The 19,181-nt window shown below is 42.5% G+C and carries 21 protein-coding genes and 1 tRNA gene; 14 read left to right on the forward strand and 8 right to left on the reverse strand.

Features of this window, described 5'->3' with window-relative positions; genetic code table 11:
- Positions 1–12 precede the first annotated feature (12 nt).
- Both rplI and mtgA read left to right on the forward strand, forming a co-directional pair.
- Positions 13–456, forward strand: coding sequence for a 50S ribosomal protein L9 (rplI, locus tag RHM67_RS17255; protein ID WP_252756159.1), 444 nt, complete (start codon positions 13–15; stop codon positions 454–456).
- Positions 457–616: 160 nt separating this feature from the next.
- Positions 617–1,360 (forward strand): monofunctional biosynthetic peptidoglycan transglycosylase, encoded by a 744-nt coding sequence (gene mtgA, locus RHM67_RS17260; RefSeq protein WP_322228273.1) that lies wholly within the window; start codon positions 617–619, stop codon positions 1,358–1,360.
- 97 nt (positions 1,361–1,457) lie between these two features.
- Here mtgA and RHM67_RS17265 read toward each other — a convergent pair whose 3' ends face one another.
- Entirely contained in the window at positions 1,458–1,940 is a 483-nt protein-coding gene (locus RHM67_RS17265; protein ID WP_322228274.1) for an ABC transporter ATPase, read from the reverse strand.
- A gap of 46 nt (positions 1,941–1,986) precedes the next feature.
- Here RHM67_RS17265 and RHM67_RS17270 point away from each other — a divergent pair, with 46 nt between their 5' ends.
- Positions 1,987–2,472, forward strand: a complete 486-nt coding sequence (locus RHM67_RS17270; RefSeq protein WP_322228275.1) for a hypothetical protein — start codon at positions 1,987–1,989, stop codon at positions 2,470–2,472.
- Here RHM67_RS17270 and RHM67_RS17275 read toward each other — a convergent pair.
- The 3 genes from RHM67_RS17275 to RHM67_RS17285 are packed head-to-tail and all read right to left on the reverse strand — an operon-like array spanning position 2,467 to position 4,987.
- Entirely contained in the window at positions 2,467–3,255 is a 789-nt protein-coding gene (locus RHM67_RS17275) for a (Fe-S)-binding protein (RefSeq protein WP_322228278.1), read from the reverse strand. The two genes, RHM67_RS17270 and RHM67_RS17275, sit on opposite strands and share 6 nt — an antisense overlap.
- A complete protein-coding gene (locus RHM67_RS17280; RefSeq protein WP_322228280.1) occupies positions 3,255–3,683 on the reverse strand; it encodes a DUF2750 domain-containing protein in 429 nt (142 codons plus the stop codon). The genes RHM67_RS17275 and RHM67_RS17280 overlap by 1 nt, the downstream gene beginning before the upstream one ends.
- A 5-nt stretch (positions 3,684–3,688) precedes the next feature.
- On the reverse strand, positions 3,689–4,987 hold the full coding sequence (locus RHM67_RS17285; protein WP_322228283.1) for a (Fe-S)-binding protein: 1,299 nt from the start codon (positions 4,985–4,987) through the stop codon (positions 3,689–3,691).
- A gap of 268 nt (positions 4,988–5,255) precedes the next feature.
- On the opposite strand from RHM67_RS17285, the gene RHM67_RS17290 reads away from it, so the two are divergent.
- The 9 genes from RHM67_RS17290 to RHM67_RS17330 all read left to right on the forward strand — a co-directional run bounded on the left by RHM67_RS17290 (position 5,256) and on the right by RHM67_RS17330 (position 12,456).
- Positions 5,256–5,331 (forward strand) — tRNA-Phe (locus RHM67_RS17290).
- 279 nt (positions 5,332–5,610) lie between these two features.
- Positions 5,611–6,492, forward strand: a complete 882-nt coding sequence (locus RHM67_RS17295; RefSeq protein WP_322228285.1) for a glycosyltransferase family 2 protein — start codon at positions 5,611–5,613, stop codon at positions 6,490–6,492.
- Between the two features lie 762 nt (positions 6,493–7,254).
- Positions 7,255–7,605: a DUF1801 domain-containing protein gene (locus RHM67_RS17300; RefSeq protein WP_322228286.1), complete on the forward strand. Its 351-nt coding sequence runs from the start codon at positions 7,255–7,257 to the stop codon at positions 7,603–7,605.
- Positions 7,606–7,660: 55 nt separating this feature from the next.
- Positions 7,661–8,839: a glycosyltransferase family 87 protein gene (locus tag RHM67_RS17305; RefSeq protein WP_322228288.1), complete on the forward strand. Its 1,179-nt coding sequence runs from the start codon at positions 7,661–7,663 to the stop codon at positions 8,837–8,839.
- 260 nt (positions 8,840–9,099) lie between these two features.
- Positions 9,100–10,071, forward strand: coding sequence for a glycosyltransferase family 2 protein (locus RHM67_RS17310; RefSeq protein WP_322228290.1), 972 nt, complete (start codon positions 9,100–9,102; stop codon positions 10,069–10,071).
- Positions 10,052–10,840 carry a polysaccharide deacetylase family protein gene (locus RHM67_RS17315; RefSeq protein ID WP_322228294.1) on the forward strand — a complete coding sequence of 263 codons (789 nt, stop codon included), beginning with the start codon at positions 10,052–10,054 and terminating at the stop codon, positions 10,838–10,840. The genes RHM67_RS17310 and RHM67_RS17315 overlap by 20 nt, the downstream gene beginning before the upstream one ends.
- A gap of 77 nt (positions 10,841–10,917) precedes the next feature.
- Entirely contained in the window at positions 10,918–11,901 is a 984-nt protein-coding gene (locus RHM67_RS17320; RefSeq protein ID WP_322228296.1) for a DUF1080 domain-containing protein, read from the forward strand.
- 149 nt (positions 11,902–12,050) lie between these two features.
- Entirely contained in the window at positions 12,051–12,182 is a 132-nt protein-coding gene (locus tag RHM67_RS17325; RefSeq protein WP_322228298.1) for a hypothetical protein, read from the forward strand.
- A 67-nt stretch (positions 12,183–12,249) separates the two neighbouring features.
- Positions 12,250–12,456 carry a hypothetical protein gene (locus RHM67_RS17330; RefSeq protein ID WP_252756146.1) on the forward strand — a complete coding sequence of 69 codons (207 nt, stop codon included), beginning with the start codon at positions 12,250–12,252 and terminating at the stop codon, positions 12,454–12,456.
- An 8-nt stretch (positions 12,457–12,464) separates the two neighbouring features.
- On the opposite strand, the gene RHM67_RS17335 is transcribed toward RHM67_RS17330, so the two are convergent.
- Positions 12,465–14,657, reverse strand: coding sequence for an alpha-galactosidase (locus RHM67_RS17335; RefSeq protein ID WP_322228301.1), 2,193 nt, complete (start codon positions 14,655–14,657; stop codon positions 12,465–12,467).
- Positions 14,658–14,861: 204 nt separating this feature from the next.
- Between RHM67_RS17335 and RHM67_RS17340 the strand changes: the two genes are divergently transcribed.
- Both RHM67_RS17340 and RHM67_RS17345 read left to right on the forward strand, forming a co-directional pair.
- Positions 14,862–15,422, forward strand: a complete 561-nt coding sequence (locus tag RHM67_RS17340; RefSeq protein ID WP_322228303.1) for a GNAT family N-acetyltransferase — start codon at positions 14,862–14,864, stop codon at positions 15,420–15,422.
- 185 nt (positions 15,423–15,607) lie between these two features.
- Positions 15,608–15,844 (forward strand): hypothetical protein, encoded by a 237-nt coding sequence (locus tag RHM67_RS17345; protein ID WP_322228305.1) that lies wholly within the window; start codon positions 15,608–15,610, stop codon positions 15,842–15,844.
- A 107-nt stretch (positions 15,845–15,951) separates the two neighbouring features.
- On the opposite strand, the gene RHM67_RS17350 is transcribed toward RHM67_RS17345, so the two are convergent.
- From RHM67_RS17350 to RHM67_RS17360, 3 genes are all read right to left on the reverse strand, one after another.
- Positions 15,952–16,113, reverse strand: coding sequence for a hypothetical protein (locus RHM67_RS17350; RefSeq protein WP_322228306.1), 162 nt, complete (start codon positions 16,111–16,113; stop codon positions 15,952–15,954).
- Positions 16,114–16,498: 385 nt separating this feature from the next.
- Positions 16,499–16,861 carry a hypothetical protein gene (locus RHM67_RS17355; protein ID WP_322228307.1) on the reverse strand — a complete coding sequence of 121 codons (363 nt, stop codon included), beginning with the start codon at positions 16,859–16,861 and terminating at the stop codon, positions 16,499–16,501.
- A 400-nt stretch (positions 16,862–17,261) separates the two neighbouring features.
- Positions 17,262–18,701 (reverse strand): DNA sulfur modification protein DndB, encoded by a 1,440-nt coding sequence (locus RHM67_RS17360; RefSeq protein ID WP_322228309.1) that lies wholly within the window; start codon positions 18,699–18,701, stop codon positions 17,262–17,264.
- Positions 18,702–19,181: the final 480 nt, after the last annotated feature.

Consider the following 19,181-nt stretch of genomic DNA (forward strand, 5'->3'; position numbering starts at 1 on the left):
AGGTAAAAAGCAATGGAAGTTATTTTAAAACAAGACGTAAAAAACCTCGGCGATAAAGACGATGTAGTGAATGTAAAGCCAGGTTATGGCCGCAACTTTCTTATCCCAAAAGGTTACGCAATATTAGCAACTGTAAGCGCACGCAAAGTTTTAGCAGAAAACTTGAAGCAAGCACAGTTTAAACAAGAAAAAATACGCAAAGACGCGGACGCGATTGCAGCTAAATTAGAAGGCGTTAAGCTTACTATCGGCGCAAAAGCTGGCGAAAGCGGAAAGATCTTCGGTGCTATCAATACCATCCAGGTAGCTGATGCATTGAAAAAAGAAGGTTTTGAAGTTGACCGTCGCCGTATCACTTTTGACCAGGAGCCTAAATTTGTTGGTGATTACATCGCAATAGTGAACCTGCATAAAGAAGTAAAAGTTCAGGTTCCTTTCTCAGTTGTTGCTGAGTAAGGCCTCACCCAATCCTCTCCTCCGGAGAGGGCTTTAAAAATAAATAGTCTCCCTTCCGGGGAGATTTAGAGGCACAAAAAAGGTGTTTAGCTATGCTAAACACCTTTTTTGTGCTTAATAAGAAGATTATCCTGAAATTAGCGGGGCATCAAATATCGCAATGGCCAAAAAAGCACAAAACCGTAAAAGCAGCAGCAAAACAAAGGGGTTTTTTAATAACGGCGTGGTAAGGCTGGTTTTGCGCGTAGTAAAGCTGGTAATTATTGTATTTGTTGCAGCCAGCTTGTTTGGCGTGCTGCTGTTCAAATTTGTAAACCCGCCTTTTACCTGGCTAATGATACAGCGCGGTTTTGAACGCAAGGCCGATGGCAAGGATTGGAAGATAGACAAGCAATGGGTTGCCTTTGATGATATTGCAGATAACATGAAACGCGCCGCGGTAGCTGCCGAAGATCAATCGTTTTTGGAAAATCATGGTTTCGATTTTAAAGCCATTGAGCGCGCCATTCAAAAGAACGCCAAAAGCAAAAAACTTATCGGCGGCAGCACCATCAGCCAGCAAACCGCCAAAAACGTTTTCCTGTATCCCGGCCGTTCGTTTGTGCGCAAGGGTTTCGAGGCCTGGTTTACCATCCTCATAGAGGCCTTTTGGACCAAAAAACGTATTATGGAGGTTTACCTCAACGTAATTGAGATGGGCGATGGCATTTACGGCATCGGGGCCGCATCGCAGGCCTACTTCCACAAACCGGCATTGCAGCTTACCCGCAGGCAATCTGCCGCCATAGCAGTAATCTTCCCGAGCCCATTGCGGTGGAGCGCCACCAACCCTACCCGCTACCTAAGGCACAGGCAATACCTTATCATGAAAAACATGCAACGGTTAGGGCCACTGGAGTTTTAGCCCTCTCCGTGCCATTTAAATTTGTCATGCTGAACGTGGCGAAGCATCGATTCGCCGACAAGCAAGCAGGCAATAGCAAAGTAGTTAGAACGACTAATTAACCAACCAAATCCCTAAACAATTGGATATGCCAGCTATCCTTAAACGGCACTTCCCATTTGGTTTGCAGTTCGGTTAGGTTTTGGGCAAGGTTGTTAAATACGATCGTTTCAGCGTTAATGGTGCCGGCTTTTAGCAGGTCTTCAAACTGGTGGCGGGGCACGGATACCACCTCTTCGCCATCGCGGTAGGCCAGGTTAAACCTGTCGAACAGGTTTATGCCGAATTGCTGCTCCAACTGCTTCATGAAATTTACCGATTTATCTATCGAGCACCCACTTGCGCCGGCCTGGCTTTCATCCACGATCAAGATCAAAAACCGATTGTACCTTATCTCGGCTTTGGCAAGCAACTGATTGTTGTGGGCCGTCCACCCGGTGGTAAAGTTATCCAGCAAAACCTGCGCTTGCAGGGTTTCGGCGTTGGTTAATTTACGGTCGGATTGGTATACCCAAACTCTCGAGTGTGAAGAAAATTCCATATCGCAAATTTATCAAATTATTAACTTAGGTTTATTATAAGTTGTCATGCAAACATCACTTCTGCCTGCGAAGATTAAAACCTTTATAATTGCCTTAATATCCCTTTCGGGGCTGTTTTTTGGTGGTTTTAGGCCGATTATGAGCGAGCAGGAATGGATAAGCTGGGGCAACCGCTTCCTTAACGAGAGTTACGACCCTACCGTTGAGCCTACTCTTAAAAAGCACGAAATCAACCTAACACCCGACCATTTTATACGCCTGCGCAAAACTTATCAACAGGGTAAACAGGAGTATTATTCGTTTAGTTTAAAGCGATTTTCGGAACTGGACTACATCCCCGGCAGCGCTGCTACAGACACCCTTGAAATGAAGACCCAGGCAGATGATATTATCTACCAAACCTATGAAGACCCGCAAGGCGACATCGACTCTATGGCTACCCATTGGGATATCCCGGTCAAAAAATTATCACCCCAAAGGCTGGATAGTTTAAAACAAGCGCTTAATTTTTTAAAGGGGAAAGGGCTATAACCCATTAGCCCTAACCGTAATCTCGGCAATATCCAGCACCTTTATTTCCTGCTCTTTTTCCATGTGCTTAACACCATCGGTCAGCATGGTCATGCAGAAAGGGCAGCCGGATGCAATTACGCTGGCACCTGTTTGGATCACATCCAGCATGCGCTCGTGGTTAATGTCTTTTTTGCCCGGCTCGGGTTCTTTAAACATTTGCGCGCCGCCTGCACCACAGCAAAGGCCGTTGCTTTTACAGCGTTTCATTTCTACCAGTTCGGTATCTAATATCTCTAAAGCCGCTCGGGGCGCTTCATAAACGTTATTGGCTCGGCCAAGGTAACATGGGTCGTGAAAGGTTATTTTGCGGCCCTTAAAGCTTTCGCCGCCCTCGGCCTTTAGTTTGCCTTCGTCAATTAAGCTCTGTATTAATTGAGTATGATGGATCACTTCGTAAGTGCCGCCAAGCCCCGGGTATTCGTTACGGATGGTATTAAAGCAATGCGGGCAGCCGGTTACAATCTTCTTGATGTTATAACCGTTCAGCACCTCAATATTTACCATCGCCTGCATCTGAAACAGGAACTCGTTACCTGCGCGTTTAGCCGGGTCGCCGGTGCAGCTTTCTTCCGTACCCAATACAGCATAGCTGATGCCTACATGGTGCAAAATCTTGCAGATATCGCGGGTTATTTTTTGGGCGCGCTCGTCAAAACTACCGGCACAGCCTACCCAAAATAAAATCTCTGGCTCTTTACCTTCGGCAGCCATTTGGGCCATGGTTGGGATATTATGCTCCATTATTGTTCTTCGCTTAACTCGGTAATAAACTCTTGTATGCTGCTGTAATTGGTAAATGTAATGGCCGAATTGATAGCCGCTAATCTGTTTAAAATATCCATCGCTACCACTAAAGCAACAGCCTCCGTGCCAAACATTTTGGTATCCCATTCAACACCAGCCAAAACATCATTTTCGGCCATATCTATACACAAGTCCTCTAAAAATATAGCCAGCGGAATCTCCGTTGGTGTATAGGTTTTCCAGTCATCCCGGGCACCAAGCTTGGCAAGCCCCCGCTCTGACCAAAACGGGATCACGGCCACTTCCGCGTTCTCGGTAGCATCGGCATTAGCCCATCCTGCTTTACTTTTTAAGCCCCAAACCTGTTTGCTGGCGGCTACCTTTTCTACAAAGGCTATATATTTTATTTCTAAATCTTGCGACATGTTTTTTATTCTTTTTCGGCCCAGTTTAACCTATCGGCCTGGCTGTATTTCCATGGGGCGCCGTTATTTTCCATATTACCGAACATGTTGTTCAAACTTGCAGGTGCCTGCGATTCTTCCATCACCACGTAACGGCGCATTTCGGTGATAATCTCTAACGGGTTAATATTCACCGGGCAGGCTTCTACACAAGCATTACAGGTGGTACAAGCCCATAATTCCTCGCGGGTGATGTAGTTATCCAATAAAGTTTTATCATCGGTATAATCCTTACCGTGCTTATCAATATTATCGCCCACCTCTACCAGCCTGTCGCGGGTATCCATCATGATTTTGCGGGGCGATAACAGCTTACCCGTAATATTAGCGGGGCAAACCGATGTACATCTGCCACATTCGGTACAAGTATAGGCTTCCATCAGGTTTTTCCAGGAGAGGTCGGTTACGTCCTTCGCCCCAAAACGGCTTACCTCGGCAGGCTCGGGCACGAACGATGGATCGAGCATGGCCTTTACCTCGTTGGTAACCGACGCCATATTGCTGAACTCGCCCTTTGGTTCCAGGTTAGAGTAGTACACATTCGGGAACGCCAGCAAAATATGAAAATGCTTTGAATACGGCAGGTAATTCAAAAACGCCAATATCCCGATGATGTGAAACCACCAGCAACCACGTTCTATGGCTACCAGCGCGCCTGAACCCAAAGGCAGCAAAGGCGCGATAAGGTCACTTACCGGGAAACTGCCCGCGGTAGCGTAATGGCCAAAATGTAAAAGCTGCAGTTTATAGTCGGCGGCGTTCATGGTGAGGAAGGCCGTCATTAACAGGATCTCGATAACAAGGATATAGTTCGCGTCCGATTTTGGCCAGGTGGTCATCTCGGCACCTGTAAAGCGTTTTAATTTAAGGATGTTACGCCGGGCCAGGAACACCACGCAGGATACCAACACCAGCAGCGCCAATACTTCAAACCCGCCTATAAGCAAGCCGTATAAACTGCCCAATGGTTTGGAAAATATTCGATGCGAGCCGAAGATGCCATCTATCATGATCTCCAGTACCTCGAGGTTGATAATCACAAAACCTACGTAAATAAAAAAATGCATTACGGCGGCCGTTGGCCTTTTCACCATTTTTGTTTGGCCCAGGGCAACCTTTGCCATAATGGCCCAGCGCTCGGCGGGGCGGTTGCTGCGGTCGGTATCGCGGCCTAACAAAATATTACGCCTAACCTTGGCTACGTTCCTGCCAAACAGGTAGGCAGCGGCCAGTAAAATGATGATGAAGATAACCTGTCCGACCATATATAATATTATGCGTGCATAGTAATTTAAAGCTAAAGTAGGAATTTGATTTAAAGTAAAGATAGATATTGCCGAAATGTTTTAAACTTAGAACTTGTTTAAATAAGGTCCGTTATATGTCCTCCGAAAAAAACTTAAAATATTTTCGCGTTGTAATTCCCTGAATTTCAATTACCGAGCGACAGAAGATGAGATCCATCCAACTAAAGTTGAAAAAAATGTTTCCAGAAATAAAAAAAACGCTACATTTGCAAACCTTAAACGGAGCGGTATCATAGCTCAGTCGGTAGAGCAAAGGACTGAAAATCCTTGTGTCGCTGGTTCGATCCCAGCTGATACCACCAAAAACAAAAAGCCTTTAGTCGAAAGATTAAAGGCTTTTTTGTTTTGGAATAATTTTCTTACTCTTTTAGAATGAAAGATGAATCTGATTTAGCTATTGCCCGGCAACTTACTTAAAGGTCAATTGCTTCCCTTTTTTATGGGGGCTACAATATTTTTAATCATCCAAACAATATTATAGCTGTTGACAATTGATATGATATTATTAACCAATTTGACTAATGGGTTTTATAATGCATGCAATATTCTTTTATTAATTTAGCCGGTCATCACCTACATTTATGAAAGTTTCCGGTTTTACCTTTATTAGAAATGCTGTAATAAACGACTATCCTATTGTAGAAGCTATTACATCCATTTTACCACTTTGTGATGAATTTATTGTTGCGGTAGGCCAATCAGATGATGAAACAAGGCAGTTAATCGTCGGCATCCAATCTCCTAAAATTAAAATAATTGACACCGTTTGGGATATGTCTTTAAAAGAGGGTGGCAAAGTGTTCGCAGACCAAACTGACATTGCTTTTTGTAATATTTCACCCGAGGCAGACTGGGCGTTTTACATCCAGGGCGATGAAGTTATTCATGAGAAATACTTGCCGTTAATAGAGGCCGAGATGCAGAAAAATCTAAATGATATAGACATCGAAGGTCTGTTATTAAAATATGTTCATTTTTATGGCTCTTATGATTACGTAGGAAATTCGCGGCGGTGGTATAGGAGAGAAATTAGAATACTTAAAAATATAAAAGGTATTCGATCATATCGGGATGCGCAGGGCTTTAGGCTCAATGGCAACAAAATTAACGTGAAATTAATTGACGCTTATGTTTATCATTATGGATGGGCAAAGCCGCAAACAGGCTTATCAAATAAGGCCCGAAATTTTAATTGTTTTTACCATGATGATGCATGGGTTCAGCAGCACTTACCCGAAACTTTTGAATTTAATTATGACAATGCTGATCGATTAAAAAAATTTGAAGGCAAGCATCCAAAAGTTATACTACGCCGCATCAAAGCAACAAATTGGAATATTGATTTTACTAATAAACCCATAACTAAAAATTTCACTTTCCGGCGAAGATTCTTACAATTTGTAGCTGATACCTTTGGATGGCATATTGGCGAATATCAAAATTATAGGATTGTAAAAAGGTAAAATCCATTGAATTTAAATTCGGCTGGCACCTGGGGAAGTAAAGGCACTGTAACTGATGGTAAAACTGTTGCTAACTTCCCGGCTGTGTATTGGAAGATTGCTGTTTACAATGACAAGTACACTGTTATTAGATGCCTACAGCAATGATGAGTGCCGGATAAGCTAATTACCCTAAGTTAGAGATGAGATTAGGTTAGTTAGTTACCAGGTTGAAGTTTGACCCAATGGAGGTAATTAAAAATTAATAACGTATCAAGCTTAAATTTGAGCATCTGTTTTAGCATTAAAAATCGTTAACATTAACCGATGTTTAATGTTTTTATATTTGTCATGGTTAACAAACCTCATGGTTAATTTTTTCGCTTTTTAAGAATTGAAATTTGAACGATAACAATTAACAGCATTACAGTTATCATCAAATAAAAACAAACATTTTGGCCAACTGTCCCTACATCTAGTTGTTCAAGAACTTCTTTTAGGTAATAAGCCATCGTTACAGGTTAGATTTTTAACAAATTTAATATTAAAAGTAAAGCTTTGTCAAGGGTGATTTAACCCTTATGAAATTTAAATAACGTGTAAAAAAACTTATTTCTAATATTACAGGGATATTGATTCTAATAAACTGATTGCCGACAATTTTACTTTTCGGCGAAGGTTTTTGCAATTTTTCGCAGATACACTCGGGTGGCATATAGGGGAATATCAAAAATATATAATTGTGATACGATAGAAGTAATAAAGCCGCAATAGTTAGCCTTCATGCAAACCCTAACCCTCGAAACCTATTACCTCACCAAGCCCGAGCCTTATCAAAGTTGCTTGCTGGCTTTGAGGGATATTATTTTGCGGTTAGATGCAGAAATTATTCATGAGCGTAAATTTCAGATCCCGTTTTTTACTTACCGAGGCAAAAAACTGGCTTATCTTTGGCTTGATCATAAGAAACTTAAAATGGGCTTTTGCCTCGATAAAAGTTTGCAGCAACCGGTGGGAGGTGCAAAGCCAAAAGACCAATACGAATCTATCCTGATAGACCCTAATCAAGATCTCCCTCTGGATCTCATTTGCCAAAAGCTTAATGTCTACATCAACCAGATAAAAAACCTGTAGCTTGTTTAAAGGATATAAACCAAGTTAGTATCTTCGCGCCTATTAAACTCCTATAATGAAACAAGCGCTTACCCGGCTTATTTATAATAAGCCTTTTGTGTATTCTTTATGGTTTGGCGTATGCATACTTTTAGCTTTAAAAGGTGTATTGACGCATCAATCCATCAATAACTACCTGATATTCAAACACAACTTTATAAATACCATATCGCAGCAGAGCCTATACATTCAGCAGCCCGAATTTTATTACGACCGCAACCACTACGGGCCTGTATTCTCGCTGATCATCGCCCCATTCGCCCTACTGCCCGATAGTATTGGCGTAGTACTTTGGGTAGCCTTCAGCGCTTTTATACTCTTTAAAGCCATACAGATGCTTCCTTTGGGGCCGGGTAAATTCCTTATTATTTTGCTACTGTGCGCTAATGACCTTATTGGGTCGACACTTTATTTCCAGTTTAACCCGCTTATAGCAGCGCTCATCATCTTAAGCTTTAATTTTATTAAACGGAAGCAGGATTTTTGGGCCGCGTTGATGATTGCCCTGGGTATGTTTACTAAACTTTATGGCATTGTTGGCCTGGCGTTCTTTTTCTTTTCGGATAATAAGCTGAAGTTTATTGCCAGCTTTATTTTTTGGTCGGCAGTATTATTTGTGCTGCCAATGGCTATCTCTTCACCATCATTTATCGTACGCACCTATCATGATTGGTTTTACGACCTGATTGCCAAGAACGCCGAGAACGAGGGTTCTCTAATGCAGGATATTTGCGTAATGGGGATGATCCGCCGGTTGTTTAATTACCCGGCACTTAATAACCTGTTTGTGATAGCACCGGCATTGGTGCTTTTTGGGCTCTCCTATTTACGGATCAAACACTACAGGTCAACCCAATACCAGTTGCTTATACTGGCGTCAGTTTTAATTTTCACGGTGATCTTTAGCAGTTCGGCAGAGGCGGCAACTTACATCATCCCTATTGCTGGTGTGTCTATCTGGTTTATGAATTTAGATAAGCCTACCGGGTTCGAGATCTTCCTGCTGGTATTTGCCATCGTTATTAGTTTCGCTGGGTCAGATCTTTTCCCTAAACCCCTCTACCATTTTTATATACAGCCATATAAGCTAAAGGCATTGCCATGTTTGTTAATTTGGCTTAAAATAATCTACGAAACCTTAACACGCGATTTTTCGGGAGAAAAAACCTTGAAAAAGACGGAAAGTATAGCGTAAAATACTCATCGTAAATAAACTGTCATCTTTGTAAACTATAGCGAATTTTCGTTTGTGTTAATACGATTTGTGTATATTTGTAACGCGAATATTACGACTTGGGCGCTATTGCAACTTTAATGTTACACAAGCTGTTACATTAAGGTTTAACATTGCGTAATAGAATCATTGAATCAATAATAATTCGCTTTTAAAATTGATCTGTTAAATATTTACATTATAAAACCGTCACTTATTAAATCTTCTAATTATTGTTTAACATGATGATACCCCCTATAAAAAAGAAGATCTCCATTGTAATTCCCTCGTACAACGAAGAAAAAAATATAGCTTTTTTGATCGGACAGATCAATGAGACCCTAATGCCTACCGACTACGATTTTGAACTCATTTTTGTAGACGATGGTAGTAAAGACAATACCCTTAACGAGTTAAAATTTAATTCGGAACTGCACCGCAATGTTTACTACATAGAGCTTTCGCGCAATTTTGGTAAAGACCACGCCCTTAAGGCCGGCATCGGTATGGCAAAAGGCGATGCGGTAATAACCATGGATGCAGATATGCAGCACCCGCCCGAGATGATCCTGAAGATGCTGAACTATTGGGAAAACGGGTACGATATCGTTTACACCTACCGCCAAAATGCCAATCCGCACGCAAAGCGGTACCAAAAGGCAACCTCAAAAATGTTCTATAAGGGCATCAACATGCTATCAGACATTAAACTGGAGAACGGCACTGCCGATTTCAGGCTGATGGATGAAAAGGTTGTAAAGCAGCTAACGCAGATAGACGAGTACGAGATCTTTTTACGCGGCATTATCAAATGGACTGGTTACAAACAACTCGGCATCCCATACACCCCATCTAAAAGGCATACCGGCGAAGCCAGTTATTCGTTTTTTAAATTGGTTAAACTGGCCTTGCGCAGCATCATGACGTTTAGCGCGCGCCCGCTATACATTGTTAGCGGCATCGGCTTAACATTTTCGGCCCTGGCTATTTTGTATATCCCGTATGTGCTCATTAGCTATTTAACCGGTAAAGCGGTTACCGGCTGGGCATCCATTATGGCAACTATCGCGTTTTTTGGCGGCCTGCAATTATTGGTGTTGGGTATTATAGGTACGTATGTAGGTAAAATATTCATGCAATCGAAACATCGCCCTACTTACATCATCCGTTCTACAAACCTTATGCTGGTAAATAATGATCTTGTTAGGGTTTGATGTAGAAGAATTTGATATGCCATTAGAGTACGGCAAATCGCTTCCTTTTGATGAACAGTTAGCCATTTCAACCAGTGGCACAATTAAAGTGCTGGATGTATTAAAGACCGCAGGCATAAAAGCCACGTTTTTTTGCACCGCTAATTATGCCATCCATAAGCCGGATATCATCCGTGCTATTGTTGAGCAGGGCCACGAAATAGCCTCGCATGGGTACTATCATTCCAATTTCAAACCCGAGCATCTTAAACAGTCCAAACTCAAGCTCGAGGAGATCTCGGGGGCGCCGGTAACCGGTTTCCGCATGGCGCGGATGATGCCTGTAGATGAGGCGGAGATAGAGCAGGCGGGATACGCCTACAACTCATCCCTCAACCCTACCTGGCTGCCGGGCCGATACAATAACTTTGATAAACCGCGCACCTGGTTTTACGACCATAACGTATTGCAGATCCCGGCATCGGTATCGCCGCTAATAAGGATCCCGCTTTTTTGGCTCAGCTTCCATAACCTGCCCATGCCGCTTATTAAATGGCTTAGCGGGGCTGCTTATAAAAAAGACGGTTACCTCAACCTCTACTTCCACCCCTGGGAATTTACCGACCTCAGCGATAAAGACAAACTCGGCTTGCCCGGATATGTCACCAAAAACTCGGGCGAGCCCTTCATAAATCGACTGAAAGATTTTATAGGCTGGGCGCAAGCTAAAGGATATTCCTTTGCTAAAACAGGCGATTTTGCAGATCGGATCATCAGGAGACAAGCATAACTCCACATCGCTTGTAGCACTTCCATTTCAAATTGCCAATTTAGTTTGTAGATTTAACATCTCAATATAAACCGTTTATGAAAAACACACTTGTTTCAAAGCCGGGGGCACTTACCCGCTTTTTCGGCATCAGCCTTATGGCGTTAACATTAATTTGTGGTATAAAAGCTTCGGCACAAACCCATGCAATGGCTAAAGACCCTGACGTTATTGGCCGCTGGGATATCACCATGGAGAAAGACGGCAAAAGCATCCCATCGTGGTTAGAGGTTCAAAAATCGGGCACGCATACGCTTATCGGCCGTTTTACCTATGCTTTTGGTAGTGCACGCCCTATCTCTGAAGTAAAACCTAATGGCGGCAAGTTTAGCTTTTCTATCCCGCCACAATGGGAAGAAGGCGCCCGCAATATGGATTTTGAATTTGAAGTAAGCGGCAACACCCTAAAAGGCGCCATGGTTTATACCGATGGCAAAAGCTATAGCTTTACCGGCGTACGCGCGCCGGCGCTTATCCGCACCAAAGCACCTGTTTGGGGCAAACCTATCCGCTTGTTTAACGGTAAAGACACCAAAGGTTTCCATACCGATGGTAAGAACCAGTGGATTGTAGAGAATGGCATTTTACGCAGCCTTAAATCGGGCGCTAACTTAATCAGCGATCAAAAATTTAACGACTTTAAACTGCACATCGAGTTCCGTTACAAACAGGGCAGCAACAGCGGCGTTTACCTGCGCGGGCGTTACGAGATCCAGGTGATAGATACCAAAAGCGGCGAGCCCGAGCCTATCAACAACCAGTTCAGTTCGGTATATGGCTTTTTGCCGCCAAATAAAATGATGGCAAAAAATGCCGGCGAATGGCAGTCGTATGATATTACTTTGATTGGCCGTATGATCACCCTTTCGGCTAACGGTACCGAGGTTATTACCCGCCAAATTATACCGGGGCTTACCGGTGGCGCTATAGATAGTAAAGAAGGCGAACCTGGCCCATTGTTTATACAAGGCGACCACGGCCCTATCGATTACCGCAACATCATCATTACACCGGCTAAGTAACCTGCCGACTGTACACTTATTAGCTATATTTTACAAAGGCTGTCTATTTTTTAGACAGCCTTTTCTGTTTTCTGTACAGCAAATGAATGATTTTAACTAAAATGAGTGGGGGTATAAAATACTGGCATGGATTTAGATTAACCAATATTATGAAAGTAGTACATATCAAAACAAACAGCACCGTAAAAAAGATAGAAGCTAAAGTGGTAAGCCTATTTAAACAAAAAGCTTTTTGCTTAAAAACTTTTAATCAATTGCAATTTACGGGCTTTATCGCCTGATCTATATATACCATATCACTATGGAAACGAGCTTCTTACAAGAGGCTTTTTTTATTAGCGAATAATTATGAAATCTGAACTAAGCATATCATACTACTGCTTTAACAACGCCTGCTTTGGCTCGGTGTATAACCATAAATATGCGCTTGTGCTATCACTCCCCTACGTGCTATCTACCTTTCACCAAAAGCATACCTGCCTGCTGTGCTGTTCAGAATTGATCTCCCTCGTAGACCTGGATATTAAACAAGTAGGGGCAATGGTGTACCGTTAGCGGCTTAATTACTGCACCTCATCCAATTCAATAACCACGCTGGTATGATAGCTGCTCACCTGCGGGTTGATGCCTACATTCATTAAAAAGTCGCCTTTGTATTTGGGTTCGGTTTCTAAAACCGTAACGGTACCCGGATACAGGTTGATCTCTTTTACCGAGTACGTTTTGCTTGGGTCGAGGCCTTTGAAGCGTATCGGAGCTTTGGCACCCGCGTTATAGCGGTTGTTCACCAAATAGTTAAACACCACCGCTTTTGATTTTGAATCGTTCACATACATCAGCGATGCTACATCATTTGCCCATGGGCTTTGCAGGCGGTACTGATCACCATGCCAGATCACATCTTTAAGTCCGTCGTAATTTTTAAGGGCAATGTGCGCATAAGCCAGCTCCTGCTCGTTTAGTTTACTCACCACAATATCAAAACCCATTTTACCCATCATGGCCACATCTATCTTAAATTTAAGCGGCTGTTTCCCCCAATCTGTAACATGGTTAGAGCTGGCTATGGCCGGGAAGAAATAAGAATACTCCCATTGAATAAATACCCGCTCCAGCGGGTCGGTGTTATCGCTCGGCCAGTATTCGGTAAAGTATTTAAGCGCGCCATAATCTACACGGCCACCACCGCCAGAGCAGAGCATCAACGGAACCTTTGGATATTTTGCCCGCACCCGGTCAAGCACTTTATACAACCCGCGCACATAATCGGTATACAGATGCGATTGATCTTTCTTTAAATATTGCGAATGCGCGTTGTAAATAACCGCGTTGCAATCCCATTTAATATAAGCCAGCGAAGGGTTTTTGATGAACAGGTTATCCACCACGCCGAAAACAAAATCCTGCACCTTGGGGTTCGTCAAGTCCAGCACCAACTGGTTACGGAAATACTTTTCGGGGCGGCCGCTTTCTCTGATCACCCAATCCGGGTGGGCTTTGTAAAGGTCGCTGGCGGGGTTAACCATTTCAGGTTCTATCCAAATTCCGAACTTTACGCCATTGGCATCCGCCTCTTTTACCAACGCGCTAATGCCGTTGGGGAGTTTCAGCTTGTTTTCCTGCCAGTCGCCAAGGCCTGCGTTATCGCCGTTACGGGGGTGGTTATTACCAAACCAGCCATCATCCAGCAAAAACATATCAACACCAAGTTTTTTGGTATCCTTAAACAGCTGCGCCAGTTTAGTTTCGTTAAAATCGAAGTAGGTAGATTCCCAGTTGTTCAGCAGCGTAAGCCTGCTGCCCTCGCCATCTACAATTTTATACTTGCGTGCCCAGCGGTGCATTTTGCGGCTGGCATCGCCCGTACCGTGGCCGCTGTAGGTGTACACCAGGGCGGGGGTAACAAAGTCTTCGTTTGGTTTTAGGTGATATTCGGCAGCGGCATTGTTGATACCGGCAATTAATCTTAAATAATTTGATGGCTCGGGGCTCAGCTCAAAATCCAACCTAAAATTCCCCGACCATTCCAGCGAACCCAGCAACACTTTGCCCTCATCCTCGGTAGCGGGCTTATCCATCGAGATAATAAAAGTCGATGGCTCGTACAAGTTGGCACGCGTACCCAGTTTGCTATCGATGGTTTTGATGCCGTGGGTAAGTTTGCTTTCCTCGGGTTTCATTTCTGATGCCCAGTTGCCATGATATTGTTTCAGCCAAAAGCCATCAGCCTTAAAATTAAGATTGGCCGATGCGAATTTGTTCAGCGTTACCACGCCCTTCTCGTTATGCTTAATTACACTCCATTGCTCGGTAACATCCTCTTTAAAAAATGTTTTATAGTATAGCTTCACCTCAAACGGGTAAGCAGGGTCTTTAAGGGTTACGGTAAGCAGCGATACATTATCATCCACCTTAGTAACGGCATAACTAACATATTGGAGGTCCAGCGATTTATTACCATCGGCATGGGTAACCGTAATGGCAGGCTCTGCCAGGTTAGCCGAACCCGACGGCGTGTAAGCATCATCCAAAATCCCCGAATCATCATTCGGTTTATACATTTTGGCGATGCCTGCGTATTCCTTGCTATCGTTAAGCTTAGCACCAAAGTAAACCATCTTCAGGTTTTTGCCGGCGTCGGTTTGTAGTACCAGGGCATTGTGCTGCGTTTCTACCGGGATGGTGACAACTTGTGCTTTAGCGAATAAAGAGGCCGCGATAAGACATGCGGTGAACAGGTAATTTTTACTTCTCACGTTTATTAAATTGGTTGTATTAGCTACAGGCAATATTACGGTAAAGTAATTTGTATTTGTTGCGCGCCATTAAATTTATGGTTTTTGCACAATGCTTTACCAAAATAGTTTATTAAACCGGTGGGTAAATTTACAGGTGGTAGCCAAAATTTAGCATGGATAAACCTTATAAACAGATGGACATTCTTACTATTTTGCACAACCATGATACGACAAGCCCCCCCCGCCGACGCGCCCGCCATATCCCGACTGATCGTTTTGGCTATGGGCCCGGTTGCCGCGAAATTCGCCAACAGCGATGACCCTGCAAAACCGCTTGAATTATTTGAACACTTCGCGAAGCTAACCGGCAACCAGTATAGCTTCACCAATATTTTAGTTTGGGCTGAGCAAGGCGAAGCCTGCGGTATGATCATTGCCTATGATGGCGCTAAGCTTGATGAATTGCGCAAACCTTTTTTGGATTACACCCGCAGCCAACTTGGCTTTACCGGCACACCAGAAGACGAAACCCAACCCGGCGAATACTACATAGATTGCCTCGCCGTAAACCCCGATCAGCAAGGCAAAGGAATAGCCAAAAAGCTCATTACCGCCCTATTTGACCACGCCGCAGCATTAGGGCATAATACTGTTGGCCTATTGGTTAGCAAAGGCAACGATAAAGCCAAAAAACTGTACACCTATCTGGGTTTTGAGGAGCAGGGAGAGAAGCAATTGCTGGGCGGCTCTCACTACCATTTGCAATATAAAATACCTGCATAGCTTAAGTATGGGGCGTTCTGTCTTACCTTTTTAAATCTCTTGTCTGTCATCAAAATTCTTATTGATTGATAATTAACCGCTTAAGTTTAAAACCCCAAATCAGACAAATAATACTACAAACAACATGCAATATCCGGGCATTTTTATACGTCTTTATAGGACATCGCTTTACAACTACCACCTATATGAAACACAAAATTAACCTGCCCGATGGAACCGCCCACCTTATTGAAATTACAAGCGCATACTTTAAAACCTGGCACGTATGGAATGTAAAATTCCCCGACGGCAAGGTAGCTACCCTGTTTAAACTTGGCAGCGACTGGATGCAGCGTAACGAAGACTTTTTGGATGAGCAGATCATCAATGCCATAGGTAAACGCATAGATAGCATACTGATTAGGCGGAGGATGGCTTTCTAAAGCGTAGCCTTATAATACTTAGCAGATCCTCACCTGGCAAACATGCCGACAACTTAATTAATATTGGGTACGCCGATAGGTTTGCCATAAAACATATTATGATTGTATCAACAGTTATTGGCTCCCCCGGGGAAAAGCACAGTGCAAACACTATTTCCTGCCCATGCTGCAGCAAAACGGAACTGGAACGCATCCATCGCAATGGCCTGCTCAAAATGCTGCTTTTTTGGCTGCCCTTTAAAAGGTATAAATGCTATTACTGCAACCATAAGTTTTATTCGTTTGGGGGATAAGTGCCTTATTCCAATTCACCATATTACCAAGCGTCATTGCGAGCGATAGCGTGGCAATCTTCGATAGAAAAGTAGCCGATTAGTTCTCCGTTAGGAATGGGTTAGTAAGTTTTTGCCAAGCCTGTGGATGTTCATTTTTTGGTAGTTGTTTGTTTTTATTTGGCACTCAAGAGGGCTACGCCGTTTCTTTTTTGTCGCAAAAAAGAAACGGAACCAAAGAAAAAACACGCGGCTTAACCGTGTCGCTGTTTAAGGGTCTGCTAAGGCAGTGCCTAGGCTATCCGCAACACGCTAAGGCCTCATTAGGAAAGCTAACGTTATGTTTGTCAAACTCATTGTCTGAACCATAATTTACCCGATTTTAGGATTTACAGGATTTCTTTTCTACCCCGTCAGCAAACCAGCTTCGTCCGAAATTGGGCAGAACGATGGTGGCCCCGTGTGTGGTAAGGGCATAGGGAACTTTTGTAGAGGGGTGGATTGTGGGTGAGGGCAAAAGATTTCCGGCCCGTGGTTCTGACCGATTTGCGGCGGGGGCCTTGTGCGGCAAAGAAGCCTTTTTGCTGACTTGATTTTTTGCTTCTTTTGTATCAAGACAAAAGAAGTAGCCCTCCGCGGCAATGAGCGGGCTGACATGCCCACCGAGATCCGCTTTGAAGCACCCGAAGCCACCGATACATTCACCTGGAAATTTATCCCCACCACCACCGAATAATAAGCCCAAACAGTTTCATAGTTAATTATCACGGCGGCAGCCGCGTTCCCTCAAAAGAATGCGGCTGTCGCCATTTTAATTACTGAAGTTTTATGAAAAGCAAATGCAGTGGTACTTGGGATAAGATTGTTCCTGCTATGCGCTTATACTGCACAGGCCTTCGGCACGAGGCCGGTATCGCTGCTATCAGGTTTAGAGGTGAGCGGCAACACAAAACCTTCCTCTCCACCCTGTCATTTCGTACGAGGTACGAGGAGAAATCTTATACAAGCGACTTGGCAAACTTACAGGGCGAAGCAAATTCCTCTTCGCCTCACCGCGGAACTAAAGTCAGCTTATTTGAAATGACGGGGTGGTTAGGAAACAAAAAAGTCCTTTAGAATTCTAAAGGACTTAAGGTCTATATTAATTAAATGGCTCTTTTTCTGCTTGGTAGTTCAAGCTTCCAGCGTATCATATCCCCAATTATTGGATATATGTCATTGTGCTTAGCACCAAATCTGAATACTTTTGTATGCTCATCATATTTACCCATATCTCTATTAAAACCTTCATCTTCTGATGGTAAATACTCTTTGAGTGATACAAAACCATTAGCGATCTTTTCTTCATCACTAAGTTCGTAATATCTCCAAATCGGATTATCATGGCTGAAATCAAATGTTTTAATCCCAGACGATAATCTTTCAGCGTAATCATCTTTTACCCACTCTTTGTTTTTACCAAAAACAAAATCGAACGTCAATTTAGATAATGCTTTTAACACTACAGGTTGTGCAGCGACAGTTAGATGTTTTGCATTTCCTTCTGCAATATTATCAATTGATAATACATTTTCCCAAAATGCGCGGGCAGTATCTGTTTTAGGTTCAATAACAGCAGGTACGGCTCCATTGATATTGGTCTTATTCATAAACAAAAGAGCATTTATTGAAACTAATTCTTGTCTTGTTAAACCGGCACTATTCCAATCTGCTTTTTCTTTTTCATTAGTAAGTGGGAAATTAAATTCGTTAAATAAGTCATCGATAATAACTTCCTTAACAAATGAGTTTACAGGATTTGACCCATCAAAGTTTAGTGCCAAACTTTTATCTACTTTTTTGCTTAAGTTATTAAGGTCATGAAACAACTGCCTTTCCTGATCAATTGTTAATCCTAAATGCACCTCAACAGATACATAGCATTCTCTAAGCATTTCAAAGCAATCTGCCCAAACACTTAAATGTTCAGTAGACATGTCTGTTTTTGTATCGCCTTTGTATAACGAACCTCTAACTGGGTATCTATGGCCTGAAGCGACATTTTTTAAAAAATCATAAGCTATGTTAAGCCCCATTCTTCTATGTTGCCCATCAACAATCCAAAGTGTATCTCCAGGATTTAAATAAATCTTGAAACAAGATGTTTCTCCCTCTAAATTTTGTAAAGGTGTAACCTTTAAATTGGTACCATTGGGTTCACAATTTCTCAAAGACGCTACTAATGGAGGAATAGATAAGTAGGGTTGCATTCCTAAATTTTTCTGTATTTCATCAAATGACTTTGACACAGGTTGTCCTTGTTTAAGTTTCTTTCTTTTAGCTGCAGTTAGTAAGCCCTTTACAATGTAATTAGCAATTCCTGTAGCATGGGTTAAGTCTAATTTTCTTTGAGCAATTTCAGTTGATGATTTTGATTGCTCATTTGCAACCTCCGTCATTTCTTGAATTTCAAAAAGGGATAAACTTAAAGTAAAGGTTCTGTAACCGATATTAAAACCTATAAAAGTTTTAACAGGTCGTCCGTAAGTATTTTGGTTGGTTAAAGCATCTTCTAAAGATACTACTTGAGAATAATTTGACGTCATAATTGTTGGTTTTTGGAGATACAAACATACAACCTGGAATTGACAAAAACAATACCTGGCGCAAATTTATTTTAACCCAGGTATATTTAAAAAATTTCCTGGAATAAAAAATGAATTTATTTTACTTTACTTTTTTCCAATCGATTTCAGGCTCACAAGCATAATTATTCCAATGCCGGGAACTACCTTTTGCCATATCTTCTTCTACCATTGCAAACTTCCACGCCTAACCAAAGTCGAAACCAAGCCAAAAAATGTAACGAAAATAGGGTGTCCCATTTTTTCCCATTCAGTGACTAATTTGCACCGCTAATGCAATCTTCCAGGCCGAACCAAAGTCGAAAAAATGACGAAAAAAAGCGATAAAATAGGGTGTCCCATTCCGTCCCATTCAGAAACCAGTGGGACACCCTTTTAATTTTTTAAATGCCTTATAATCAATAATTTATAATTTTTGCTAACTATTTTAATGCAAAAGTC

The sequence above is a fragment of the Mucilaginibacter sp. 5C4 genome (assembly GCF_034345625.1).
GTDB lineage: Bacteria > Bacteroidota > Bacteroidia > Sphingobacteriales > Sphingobacteriaceae > Mucilaginibacter > Mucilaginibacter aurantiaciroseus.